This window comes from Undibacterium sp. Xuan67W (assembly GCF_049340165.1).
Lineage (GTDB): Bacteria > Pseudomonadota > Gammaproteobacteria > Burkholderiales > Burkholderiaceae_D > Undibacterium.
Genome location: NZ_JBMPPN010000005.1, coordinates 237,499 through 250,393 on the forward strand (window position 1 = coordinate 237,499; position 12,895 = coordinate 250,393).

A 12,895-nucleotide genomic window follows, 5' to 3' on the forward strand; every position below is an offset into this window, starting at 1 on the left:
CCTCGAAGCTAGACCACATGAAACCCACAATGACATGTAATATTTGTTCAAAGGTTCGAGGATTATCTGAGCACCTGACCGAGCTTGGACTAGCCGCTGACTATCTCGGAAACACGTCCACGTATATCAGCGAGCATGGCACCGCCACCATTCGGACCGAAACAATAGGAGATTGGGTTCGCATAGCGGCACAATTGAAAACTGTTGAGGTCGATGCTTGGAAGTTCAACGGCGACGATGCGACTTATTGCAGCACAATCGCTGACAATATCGATGCACATTCGAAGCACTACACCGCTCACGCAACCGCATTGACCCGTTTCATGTTCGTTTGCAATGGTCTAGAGGAAGCGTATCGATTCATTGACCACCTCTACACTTCATTCGCTGACCGAATGGGAATTGAAAAAAGGCAACGGAAGCGGACGAGCAGTCTGCGAGCAGCCGAACTTCTCGACGACCTCTTCAAAACAAGTGGACTTACCATCCAGCCACAAAACTTTGCCCACCTCTGCGGCGTGTTCACACAACTTTTTGATGAATACAAAAAAGAACACTCTGCCGCGCTAAGCGGGATTGAGTTAGGTGCAGACCAGAAACAGACTTACGCACTTCACCTTGTCAGAAACCTCAGAAACCATGTCGCTCACGGAACCTTCCCGATAGGTCCACCCGCCGACTATGGCGGATACGAGGACAGCGAAGAGCTGATTCAGCTTTTGAATCACGCGTGCAGGGTCTCGGCCCTGTATATACAAGTGATCTTTCGAGGTTACAGCCCTGGCTTTAACTCACATGAATTCAACGCCATGCTGCATGCCAACGGAGAAGAATTTGATCGATTCCTCAAAAACTGCAACCTCGAATATATTAAAAATCTTCATCTAAAGAATTCATTCGCTCTCCACCACAATCTCTATCACGAGTATGACGACGATGAATCGGAACACTAAACAGTTGCAAGCGCCTGAACAAACTCAGTCAACTCCTTATAGTTGTCAGCTTTTGATATCTTGATGATATGGACTTTGAAATCCCGGAGCCACCGCTCTCGCTCTGCCTCTGTGATATCTTCATCCGCTAGCAGCGCATAATGAACCGGCCCAGCAGTGCTTGAGAAAGCGTCCGCAATATATCCCAAAAGAAGATTTATTTCTGGGTCCGCCATTGATGCGCCGACGAACACCATTGAAAACATTGTGAACATCACAGCAAGCACACTACGGTATCCAGGATTTCCATAGAGCAAGCTGCGATAATCCACCTCCGTCAGGACAATTCCATTGCCAACCCTGTTAGCGTCGCCATGTGCCTTCAACAGGAAAAACTCCCTTCGCGACAAGCGACGGTGAACATCGCCCGCATCAACGAATGAGTTTGCGACGATTTTCTGTCCTGCGGCCACATATGCATCCTCAATCAATGAATCGTAGTTGATGGTGAGGACAAATGGAAGTTTGTCCAACTTGACTAACGAATGGTGAAGGTCTGTCGGCTTCGCACCTGATTTAATAAAAATTCGCTCAACGGTTTCATCAAAGAGTGGCCCAAGCTGAGCCTTAATTGCCGCAGCGACCATCAAAAACTTGTCGGGCCGGGCAAGCAGTCCGCGATACATGTCTGCTCGATCTTTGTCGATCAGCGCGTCGTTCTCAGCGGTGGCGACAAGTTGGCCAAGAAGTTCCCCCCAAAGCGGAAGGCCAGCCCCTTTAGATGCCCCAGCGCCAACGAGTACGGCGCAGCGCCGGTCACGATATGCTTCCTTTAAGGAATTTGGTATCCGTTTCACATCAAATGCCATAGTTAGCCTCCATTACCTAAAGAACGCACGAAGTGCCTTGTTGCGAGTCACCAGACTTCCGCGAAGCCCGCCCTGGACTCTAAATGCATCGATGTAATCGTAAAGATGCTGGCTCAACGCATCTGAAACATCAGGATGTTCTCCGGGCTGCAAAAGTTTTTCTGACTCGGAATTGTATGCACGGCGCAGGGTTTCAAAACTCGTAAAGCGACGAACAAGCTTATCGATATCAATATTTTTTCCCTCAGCGTGGTATTGCATAATCAACCATGAGAGGTCAACAAATATCCACTTCTGAGTAATCGAATATTCAAGTCGCTCATTTATATCAGCAAGCACTGTCAGCGCCTCATCCACTTTGTTGGACAACTCAAGAACTTCGTCGCCACGATCAGCGCCGTATTCGGAGATCATGCCACGCAAGTCAGGCGCCTTGATGTCCTTCTTCCCATGATAAGCCGCCATTGCATATGAGTGAGCCGCATAATCGAGGTGCTTAAAGCGATCTGACGAAATGCGACAAGCAATAAAGAACGGATGCAAGCGAGCGGTCGAGTCAATTGAGTATCGAAGCGGACCATCCATCGCATTACGCAGCTCAGCCGGATTGAGTGAAACCCCCATCTGCAATCTCGCAAAGAGGTTTCGAATCTCGTCAGTCTTTGAGGCTGTAATTTCACCGATCGAAACCTTAAACTCGTCAAACCTGTCGCGAAGTTTCTTGCTCAGCTGACTGAACTTCTTACCTTCGACTACTTCCCCTTCAATAGGTGGCAACGGGTCGGGATGTGTCAACGCGATCTGACCCGCGTGAAACATCCAAATTGTCCGAAGACGTTGTTGCCCATCCACGGCGTCATGAGTGAATATTCCATGCGATAGCTTGCGCAGATAGACCTTGGGGATATCCATTCCGCGCAGTATCGAATCAAGCAATAGCACCTGACGTGGAAGTTTCCACGCAGGACCGCGTTGCCAAACAGGCGTCAACTCAATCTTATCCTTATTCTTAACGAGCTCTTTGATCGTCCAACTCTCTTGCTCTACCTTCACTTGTCGATCCTCCCTTGTTTAGCGCCACGACATTGGCATATTTAATTGGTCTGAACGCCCGCATCGTCGGCTCGAATTGATGCGACGGCCAACGCGATGTCATCATCCGACAGAAATGGCGCTTGCGCGAATACCAGACCTTGCTCGCCATTGAGCTTGGCAGCCATGTGGCCACGTCCCAGCAACAATTCGGCCCCGGGCCGATCAAGCGCGATCTTCGACGTGGCTTCGCTAGCGACTTTAAGAATCAGGCGATTACCCAGGTTCTCGCGCAACTGCATGGGCATCACATCCTTGTCGGGCCGCTGCGCCGCAAAGATCAGGTGAATGCCTGCGGCTCGCGCCTTCACACCGAGTCGTTGCACCGCAGCACCTACCGCACCCTTGTAAGCATCGTCGAGCATCCAATCGGCGAACTCGTCATGAACGAGGAAAACCATGGGCAACCGAGTATCCGGCACAGCCTTTGCGTTAAACGTGGCGAGGTCGCGTGCTCGCGCTTGGGCGAACGCCCTGTATCTGTTCTCCATCTCGTCGACAAGGGCTCCCAACACTTCAGTCGCACGCTCCTTGGTTGTGACGATGGCTTCGCGCATGTGTGGCAAATCCTCCAATGCGGCGTAGTCCACGCCCATCTTCGGATCAATGAGGACGATCTGGGCGAGCTCCTTCGGATTGGTCGCGGCGATATCGAGAAGAATAGCCTGGATCAGAACCGACTTGCCGCTGCCCGTGGCTCCGGCCACCAGCGAATGCGGCTCATGCGATGACAACCCGCCAAACTCGCCGCCAAGGTTCAAATAGAGCAATGAGCCATTGATCTCTTGAAGGCCCAGGACAAATGAGGTGTTGATGCCAGCGACGTTGCGATTGAGCTGCCGCTTGGCCCACAAGTCCCACAGCGACACCGCCTGCCGCTTTATGCCCGCGATCGTCACCACGATCTCGCCAGGCTTGGGTTGCACGGTCACCAAATTGATGGCGTGAGTCGTCAGCAGTTGAGTCCGCTTTGCCTCGATGTCCTCGACCCTGAGACGGTCCGAGCCGGCCAGGCGCACCAAGCAGCCATTAGGCGTCATACGGGTGCCCAAAACAGCGGCTTGCAATCCGTACCCATTCAAAGCCGCTTTGAGTTTCTTCATAGTCTCCTGCGCCCAGGCCTCGCGCTCGTCGTCTGCCACGGCCAAGCCTGCCTGCTTGGCGACGATCAAGGCCGACAGGCGCTGCCCAACAAACGCTGCCGGAGCCGGAGTAACGGTAGCAGCTTCGGCTTGGAGGAACGGCATTGCGGGCGTCACATCTATAGGAGCGGCAACAGGGAGGCTTGTCGAAACAGGTTGAGCAGGCCCTACTGCGACAACGGCCTCGTGCCCTTGCGAGGGCTGCCGGCCAAGCTGCTCCATCATCGCGTGCCAAGCAACGCGCGCGGCGGGGCGATTGAACGCGACTGATTTCCACGGCTCCGAACCGCCCAGTAAGGCCCGAGCATCGGTGGCGCCGACTCCTGCCGCGTAGGCTTCCACCAGCTTGCGCAACTCCGGCCGATCAAAAACCTCCTGCCATGCTTGTACGCCGTCGGTGTTGTCGATCTCGATTTGCTCGGATGCTGAGTGAGACTGCCCCGCCTCAGCGGAATGGATGAAGACATGCGAATAGCCGCGCAGCGCAATGTCCACATCGCCTTCGCGCAGCTTCGCCCGCGCCCGCTCCAACAGCCCCGAGAGGCCGGGTGGAATCTCAGCATCGATCAGCAAGTCAGCCAGGCGCGAGAGCCACACGTCGCGGTCAAGGCGACCTGGGTCGCCAAATAATGCAGCGCGGAACGTGGTCAGTGTCGCCATGAGCTGTGCCTTCGACGAGCGCCGCGCCTCGGCGGCGCCATCGGCGGCAACATACTTGGATTCGATCACCGCGATACGCAAGCGAATCCCGACATCAACCTCTTCAACACAAAGTGCGAGGATGTCGGCGATGCGGCTTTCGCGCTGAGCCAGCCAATCGGCATAATCGTCGAGCAAGAAGAATACGCTGAACGACTGGCCGACACTGGCCTGCGCGGTAAATTCTTCGGCGACCAAATGGCGGCTTAGGACAAGCCCGAGCATTTCGCCTGCAGAGACGCCGCGCTTGGCGGCGCGCAAGACAATGTCGCCGGAGACCGAGAGCGCATCCTTCTTCATCCGCGCGGCGACCGCGTCGAGCTCGTTGCCGCCAAGCGACAGGCTCAGTTCGCCAAGGCGCCGACGGATCAGCACGCCGAGAAGGCGCAGCTCGGAAGTCGAACTCACGATCATGTTGCGCCCGTTGGTGGACGCCCGACGGTATCGCACGACCGTGATGCCATTGTGTTGCAACTGACGCTTGTCGAGCAGCTCATCATAGGTGGCGACCCACTCGGCCAACGCGTGGGCGTCGTTCATGGTCGAAGCCAGGGCCTCGTGCTGCAAGGAGATGCGCCGCGCAGGCAAATAGCGAGCTCCCACGGGCGCGTCGGTCTGGCGATGCACGGCCGCCACCGCGCCGACATAGGCCCACCCCGAGGCCGTTTGCCATGGGCAGGTCAGAAATGTGGTTGATTTGAGCTCATTCTCGCCCGAGACACTGCGGTAGGACCAGCGCGAGGGGGCATGCTCGAGGCTGGGCCGATCATTGGTCCAGTCCACGGGAAGCCACTCTTCGACCGCCGTGCGCGACACCACGTCGTGCAGGAACGCCACGTCAAAGGGCTTGAATCCACCTTCGCCCGGCCCTGGCGTCGCAGACGCCGGAGTCACGGCAATGCGCAGCTTGGAGATGAAATTGTCGGACGTCTCGCTGACCACTGGCAGATCGGGATCGTCGCCCGCCTTGTTGACCAGTTCAGCATAGACCCGGCGCAGCTTGGCCGGATCGCTGTGCCTCACCGACACATTGCATTGGAAATCATCCTCCGTTTGCAGGCCGGCGAGCTCGCGCACGGTGGCCAATGGAAGCTCAGCCGCATCGGCGTTGTAGAGCAATACGCTAAGATTGGCCGCCTCGTGAGGCTGCAGGCCGATGTAGCGCTCCAAGAGCTCGCGTGCCTGCTTGGCTGCGGCCATTGGATCAACATCGGTCATCGAATCCTCCTCTCCGCGAACCGGCCTCTCGAAAAGGCTGTATCCGTTGACCGTGCTGCTCTCGGAGACAAGCAACGGCTCGCTGCCACGCGGCAGCACGGCGATCTCCGGATAGAACGGGTGAGCGAGCTCCTCGGAGAACTCCCGGAAGAATATGTCACGATGGCCGAACAGCACGCTATCGCTCGTTAGTAAGTGGGTCGCCAAACCCGCAACGCGGCGCGTCTTCACGGCCAGCGCTTTCATGCGCTCGGGATGCCATGGGGGGATAATGAGCGACGGTTGCTCACCTGATATGCGGGCTGTGCCAATCGAGAGAACCTCTGCCACGAGCTTGGCGCGGCATACGTCGCCGCGAGCGTGAACCATCAAGGCGGTGAGCAATGCCGCAAACGACTCAGCTTGACGCATGACGGCCTCGCCCTGCAGGCCCGTATCGATGAAGTCCTTCATGGCCACAATGTAGTCGGCCTCGAAAACATCCCAAGCCACACGCAGCTCGTCGCGCTGCTCCTTGGTCAATCGTCCCTCGGCGGCAAGCTCCTTGATCCGGTCCTTAATATCGGCCCGAAGGCTGCGCAATTTGTTGGAAGGCGGAATCAAGGAACCGGCATCGCGCGAGAACGTGGCTTCAAGCGTTCCAGTGTCACGTAACGAAACGCTCTGCACGCCGCCCTTCTTGCTGACCAATCGGCGCGGAACTTCTGTGCAGCCAACCGCGCCTTTTTCCAGCAGGCGGCGCATGTCGGACACCATCGCCAGACCGATGGACTCTGGGCGGTAGCTCCACACGAGCTGCGTCTTGTCTATGACGGTCTCACGGTCGCCCACTCGCTGCACGAGCGCCACGTCGAATTTGATCTGAACCGCGTTCCGGGCCAGAGACGAAACAGGTTTGAGCGTCGGACCGCGAAGCTCCTTTTCCTTAGCAAAAAACTTCTCGTAGTCGAAGAGAGGGTCTGGGAGGTTGCCGGCCCCCATACGCTCGACCTTCCAGATCACCTTCGATCCCATCAGCTCCCTCAATCCACGATACATCACAGAGAAGTAAGATCCCACGTCGTAATTGAAGCGCGTGCGCCACTCTGTCCGCCCTTTATTAACGGTGAACCGTAAAAAACGCTCGCCAACCATGTCGCCGGCACCGGCCAAAAGGTGGTGTGCCACGCCCGCGAAGCCGTCGAAAAAGTCGTTGCATTCGATGGCCTTGCCGAAGATTGCCTTCTCCCACCGCGCATGGAGCTGCCGCGACTGCTCGATATGGCGCCGGTGCAGCTCGAAGAACACCTTGTCGTCGTCGTTCCACTCGGAGCGTTTCTCACGCGCCTTGAGATCTTCAAGGTAGCGCTTCCACTTCTCGTCGAGAGCCTCGGCATCCTCGCAGTCGTGCTCGAAGAACTTCAGCGTGTGCTCCGCCAGGCCCTGGAGCTTCTCCTTAGGCTTGTCGAAAATGTGACATACGCCATCGGTTTCCCATTCGAGTTCTGCCACTTCGGCGGCTTTCTGGAAGTCGCCTATCGGAGCATTGATGAATGCCTCCAAGGCCACGCGGGCGGAGTCAGAAATGTCTGCCGCGTTGTCCTCCAAGCGTTGGCGCATCTCATCTTGGTCGAGTGGCTGGCCATTTGGCCGCAGTCGCAACAGAAGCGGCGCGCGGTGGGCAAAGAGCTTATCGAAGGCCTTCTTCCATGGCTTGTAAGACGTGCCATAGGTTCTCGCGCTGGCGAAGAACGACGTGTCCCTTGGCAGGCCTACCTTGGGCAGAGACCAACCGATGGCGTCACGAATCGGCAAGCCACGAGAGGACGACATCGCCTCGGTGACGTGGGCGCAGAAGTCACCAAGCTGCACGAGCGACAGATCGTTGGCAAAGATCAAGCCTTTCAGGGCCGAGCGGAACACCTGGCGATCTTCGGGAACCGGCGCCATGCCCGCGACGTGGCATGCAGCATCGACCCAAGCCTCCTCGTCGGCACGCAGCTCTTTGGCACCCAAGGCTGTGACGTGCCCCAGCGTGTCGGCCAAGTTGTGCTCATTGCCGTTGGCCGTGAGAATCGCCTCCTTGCTCGTCTGGGCGTTATTGCGCACGAAGCCTGCGTTGTGCTGGATAAGCGCATCGAGCGGCAAGCCTTGGCCCACGACCAAGGTCTCGGGGATCATGAGATCGACGCGGGCGGCGAGATCGTGATTGACCAGGACTGCGCGCGCAACCGAGGCAACTTGCGAGGCGGACAGCTTGTCGAGGCGGAACAGCGCCGCCGAATCCTGCGCCGAGCCATCGGCCTGGCGAGCGTCATTGATGCGCTTGGCCAGGATGTCGGCGCCGACGCGCCCAATGATCCGATCGGTCAGCAATTTTCTTCTCCCTTGAATCCAAATGGGTTTTCCACGAACGAGCAGGAGTCGGATAGCCGACGCACTAGTCCTAGCCCAACCAGCCGCGCTTCGAGATTGGCGCGGTTCTCGCTGAGCACCTCTTGGTCCACCTTCTTGTCGGCGACAAGGCGCGAGCCTTCCGCGTCGCCAATGACGATTCCATAACGCCTCTTGGCCTCGGCCAGGAACTCGTCGAACTGCATACGGTCATCGACGATTGTCACCACCAATGTCTTGATGAGCCGGTCGTTGGGCGCGTATCGAGTGCGCCGTGCAAGGCGCCGCGAGCTGAGCCCAATGGCCCGCGACCATGATGCGTGAATTTTCCCGACGTGCTGCTCGTGGCGGGATAGCGCCATATCCACAAGCTTCTCGATCAGCTTGTCGCCAGACATGCGCGTGTAGTCGGTCTCGTCGTCCGAGTCGCTCGACGGCCACTGGAACAGCTCGCGCATGACGCTGGCACGCTCGGCATCTGGGTAGTCCGATTTGGACGCAGCTTCCCATTCTGGCAGCAGGCGGGTTTGCTCAATTGAAGCCCGGACCGCTTTGAGCGAAAGGCCTTGGTTAAGCTGGTAGCTGTCGCCCGAAAGAGCCCGGACCTTGGTCCGTTCCTTGGAGACGATCTCGCAGACAAACTCTACGGGCTCGGCGTCGCCCGCTTGGACCTTGGCCTGCTCGAGGAAATACAGCAGGAGGTTCAAACCCGCCGAGGTGATTAGGTGCTCCAACGCGTCGTAGATTGGCATGTCCTTGGCAAGGATCGCCAGCCAGTCCTCGCATAGCAGATCAAACCGCGGATGGGACGCATGGGGTAAATAGCCCACGTCGCGCGAATTCGAGGCCAACTGGGGCTCGCCCTGCAACGCCCGCACGAGACGGTTCATCGGAGCCGCCCGGTTGTAGAGGCGCTGCGAGAGCTGCGCGCCAAGCTCTGGCCCGCGGGCCGCACGACTGAGCATCAAATAGAGCAGTTCGCCACTGCGGGCAAAAAACCGACGGTCGTTGCTCGCTCCGCCCGAGTCGATCCGCAAGTCCTCGAACATCGCGTCGGGGCCAAAGGGAAAGACAAACTTGGAACTCCAACGCTTGTTGCTGCGGGTCTCGAACGCCGACGACCGCAGAAGCTCGATGGCTTTGGCGAAGTGGTCAAAGTTGGAAAACGCCTTGCGCAAGTAGCCCATGTCTTCGTCGCCGAGCTTTGTCGCGTCTTGAACAAACAACGTATTCCATTCGCGCCATTTTTCGTCGTCGGTGATGGACCGTTCACTGATCGTCTCGACGAAAGGGTTGTTGAACAGCAGGCCGCGAAGGCGAATTTGATGCTGAGGACGATATCGCACCTTGTCGCTGGGCGTGGCGACCAATGGGCTATCAAGATTTGACCCCAGCACTCCCAAAAACTCCAGCACCGCCAAGTGCGGCAACTGCTCGTCATAGAGGCGATGCCCCCAAATGTGCTCATCGACGGCGAAATCGACCCGGTCTATGTCAATACGCTGCCTCATTCCGAAATCCTCACGGTGATGGGCCGAGAGAACCCGTGGCCACCTTGTTCAATGTCGATAAAGTTGAGAGTCAGCGAGCCGCTGTCAGCACCCGCCTCGTCGTCCTCGTCCTGCTGGCTCCGACCACGGATGAGCTCTGCCTTGCGCAGCAGCTTGGCCTTGAATGCCAGCATGTCCTCCAAGCACTCGTTGGAGAAGCTGCCCGGCAGCGCACCTTCGGCAACGCGCGAAAGGAATTCAAACCGCACAGGCGTGAGATCGAAGGCCACGGAATTGCCAGTACCTTGGGCCAACGACACGTCCAGTAAAGGGCGGCCGGTCTTCGCGTCGAGCTTGACGGCCATGCCAACGCCGTTGACGCGCCGCGACGGGGCCTCAGTGTCGCATAACACGCTGACGCGCGATTGGGTGAACCCGCCAGAACTGGCGACGAAGATGCGATCCACGTTGTCGATCAACAGACCGGTCATCACGCGGCTGAGGCCGCGCACCAACCGTCCCCGCATGGTCTCGGCGACAGCCCTCTTGTCCAGCAAGGCCGCGCGCATCTCCAAGTATTCGCCCGCAAAGCGGAATACCGTCATAGCCCAGAACGGATAGCCGTCTTCATCAGACGGCAAGGTGAAAAAGAGCCGGCGGCGCTGCTCCTGCAACATGTCCATGAAACCGGCGGCTCCGCCGTCGATGCGGGCGGTCTCCTCGCCTTCGAGATACTTATCCTGGGCGCTCAGCAGCCTCGGCGTGGCGCCGTAGACTGGATCGCTGCCGATCAAACGGGCGAAGGCCGGTGCGAGCTTCACGTCATCCTTGCCGTAGACCAACAAGCCGTCGACACCATTGGTGGTCTCGTCGCCCACACCAAAGGCCGCCATCGCCTTGAACACCGGGCGGTCGGCTAACCGCCGCTTGTGCAAGTTGGCACCGAACGCATTGCCATAGACGCTCGCGCGATCCACTGCTCCTTGCTCCTGGATCCAGGCGACCTCGGCGCAGGACATCAAGCCGTCCTTGGCGTCACGATGGCCCAAGATCATGTTGGCGCACAGCGCGAGCAAGTCGCGGACGGGCAAATGCAGACCGTTGAGTCTGGCGATCTCCACCAAATCGCCAAGACGGCGTCCCAATTGCGCGCCATCTCCCATTCCGAGTAGGCGCTCGCGGTTCTCATAAATGGGGCAAATATTGTCTCCGGATTTCAATGAGCACCTGGCGCAGTTCTCCCATTCGGCATGCTTGGCGACGGCCGCGACCACCTCCTCCAGAGCCATCCGCCCCACGCTGCGGCTCAGGTCGAACACGGCGAGCCGCTCAGGCTCCTGGCCCGCCTGCAAGAAAAATTCCTGCAGCGGCTTGCGAAGCGGATGGTTGCGGCCCTGCCTGCGCCCCAAGTCGCGAAGCCGGTCGAGCACCTGGCCGTGGTTGGCGGCCAAGATGACGATCTCAGAGTCGTCGCCACCGAGCACCGACTTTTCAAGGCGGGCCAAAGGGGCATCACTCTCCTGGCCGTTGAACTCGCTGAGGTCTTTGACGAATACGGCCAAGCGGCCATCTGCCAAACGATGTTCCTTGATGTTGCCCTTTGCGGCCCACGCGCGCGGATCGCCACCCATGGACGTCCACAGCGCACGGCAGTGGTAGGTCTTCCCGTCGCCGGCCGTGCCCGCGATCAGCACCGAGCCGGGCTTGCCCGACGCTATACGAGCCTTCATCGGCTCGAGCATCGGCGTACTGAGCGCGATGGGCTGCACTTTGGCGCGGCCCACGGCCCCGGCCACGTATTCATCGAACATCGTCAGGTTGTTCGGCGTCGGTCCGTAGGTGCGCAAGAAGCGCACCCAAGCGCTCGACGGCGGCGCGCCTGCTTCGCTCGTAATGGTATTTTGTTCTGTCAATTGCTCACTCCCCATGATTTGGATAGTTGTCTGTCCAGCTATTGACGCCTGGGCTTGAATGTTGCGTCACGCGAAGCTCCCCAATGGGTCAACTCCAGGCGCAAGCGTCGCGCTTTCAACCCCATAGAGGGTTGGCGTGTTGCGAAGCCAAAGATGGTGGGAGGCTGGATCGAGCCGATGGTCTGGGCTAGCATCGATGGACCAACGCCGCAGGACGTAGCCCGCTAGGGCCGCCCGTGTCTTGATCTTCAATACCCCGCCATCCATACCGTAGTCAGCCTCAATCGCCTTGGGTTGCTTGACGCCGGGATGGGGAACAATCTCCAGATCCACAATCCGCGCCCACTGGTCGTCGGCGCCAAGCAGCTCTCTCTCATCGGCTCCACCGTCCAGTTCTTGCACCTTAACGATGCGGGTCAACACAAAATCACCGAACCGCCGGCGCTCTCGGTCAAAGGCGCGAACGTGCCAACGCAGACCATTGTCGGCCAAGGCAACCGGCACAATTTCGCGCCACTTCGAACCAGATGACAAAGACAAATAGCTGACACGAATTGCTCGCCTTGCGCACAAAGACCTTGTGACCATCCCCAAAATGTCCATGTTTGGGCGGACAAGCTGCCCCGGCCCTTCACATGGTGCGGCCTGTTTGAGACCTAGATCCAAGCCGTCGCCAAATCCTTGTAAAAGCCATGCAAGAACACGCTCGGAGTGGAACTTAAAAAAAGGTTCAAAACCACCCATCGGTCGGTAGCATCTCCCCGCTTGGTCATAATCGAGATTGTTCGGCGCAATTTCCCGATAAATGCTCAGATCACGCGAAGCCGCGGCAGGCTTGATGCCAAAACGAGATTCGATATCGGCGCGCCTGAGCTCGCCGGTGAAGAATGCGCGCAACTCTAGGAAGGCCAACCGCTCCCGTTGCATTTGTGACAATTCCATCTCTCGAACTTCCAACGTCTGCCCCTGAACTCTCTGCCCTCGCGCATAGCAATTAATGCCTCAATGGGCTAAAGAATAGCACGCTCATCATTTTGATTGAGTATCCCCTATCAAATTTACACATATGGTCAACACGAAAATTGTTGGTATTAAGCCATTTTGAAGCATGCTTGGATTACAACGTCCTTCAACGAGCGCGGCAATGATGGTTAAATTGCAAATGGG

The 12,895-nt window shown here is 57.8% G+C and carries 7 protein-coding genes; 1 reads left to right on the forward strand and 6 read right to left on the reverse strand.

Annotated elements, in window-relative coordinates:
• Positions 1-17 precede the first annotated feature (17 nt).
• Positions 18-953 (forward strand): hypothetical protein, encoded by a 936-nt coding sequence (locus tag ACO0LE_RS06975; protein WP_422959691.1) that lies wholly within the window; start codon positions 18-20, stop codon positions 951-953.
• Here ACO0LE_RS06975 and ACO0LE_RS06980 read toward each other — a convergent pair.
• The 6 genes from ACO0LE_RS06980 to ACO0LE_RS07005 all read right to left on the reverse strand — a co-directional run bounded on the left by ACO0LE_RS06980 (position 950) and on the right by ACO0LE_RS07005 (position 12,670).
• Complete coding sequence (locus ACO0LE_RS06980) at positions 950-1,801, reverse strand: SIR2 family NAD-dependent protein deacylase (RefSeq protein ID WP_422959692.1); 852 nt, start codon at positions 1,799-1,801, stop codon at positions 950-952. The two genes, ACO0LE_RS06975 and ACO0LE_RS06980, sit on opposite strands and share 4 nt — an antisense overlap.
• 12 nt (positions 1,802-1,813) lie before the next feature.
• The gene (locus ACO0LE_RS06985) at positions 1,814-2,854 is read right to left on the reverse strand and encodes a DUF262 domain-containing protein (protein ID WP_422959693.1); all 1,041 of its coding nucleotides are present in this window, start codon (positions 2,852-2,854) and stop codon (positions 1,814-1,816) included.
• 41 nt (positions 2,855-2,895) lie between these two features.
• Positions 2,896-8,307: an FtsK/SpoIIIE domain-containing protein gene (locus ACO0LE_RS06990; protein ID WP_422959694.1), complete on the reverse strand. Its 5,412-nt coding sequence runs from the start codon at positions 8,305-8,307 to the stop codon at positions 2,896-2,898.
• The gene (locus tag ACO0LE_RS06995) at positions 8,301-9,836 is read right to left on the reverse strand and encodes a hypothetical protein (RefSeq protein WP_422959695.1); all 1,536 of its coding nucleotides are present in this window, start codon (positions 9,834-9,836) and stop codon (positions 8,301-8,303) included. The genes ACO0LE_RS06990 and ACO0LE_RS06995 overlap by 7 nt, the downstream gene beginning before the upstream one ends.
• A complete protein-coding gene (locus ACO0LE_RS07000; RefSeq protein ID WP_422959696.1) occupies positions 9,833-11,728 on the reverse strand; it encodes a hypothetical protein in 1,896 nt (631 codons plus the stop codon). Before ACO0LE_RS07000 ends, ACO0LE_RS06995 begins: the two co-directional genes overlap by 4 nt.
• 66 nt (positions 11,729-11,794) lie before the next feature.
• Positions 11,795-12,670: a WYL domain-containing protein gene (locus tag ACO0LE_RS07005; protein WP_422959697.1), complete on the reverse strand. Its 876-nt coding sequence runs from the start codon at positions 12,668-12,670 to the stop codon at positions 11,795-11,797.
• Positions 12,671-12,895: the final 225 nt, after the last annotated feature.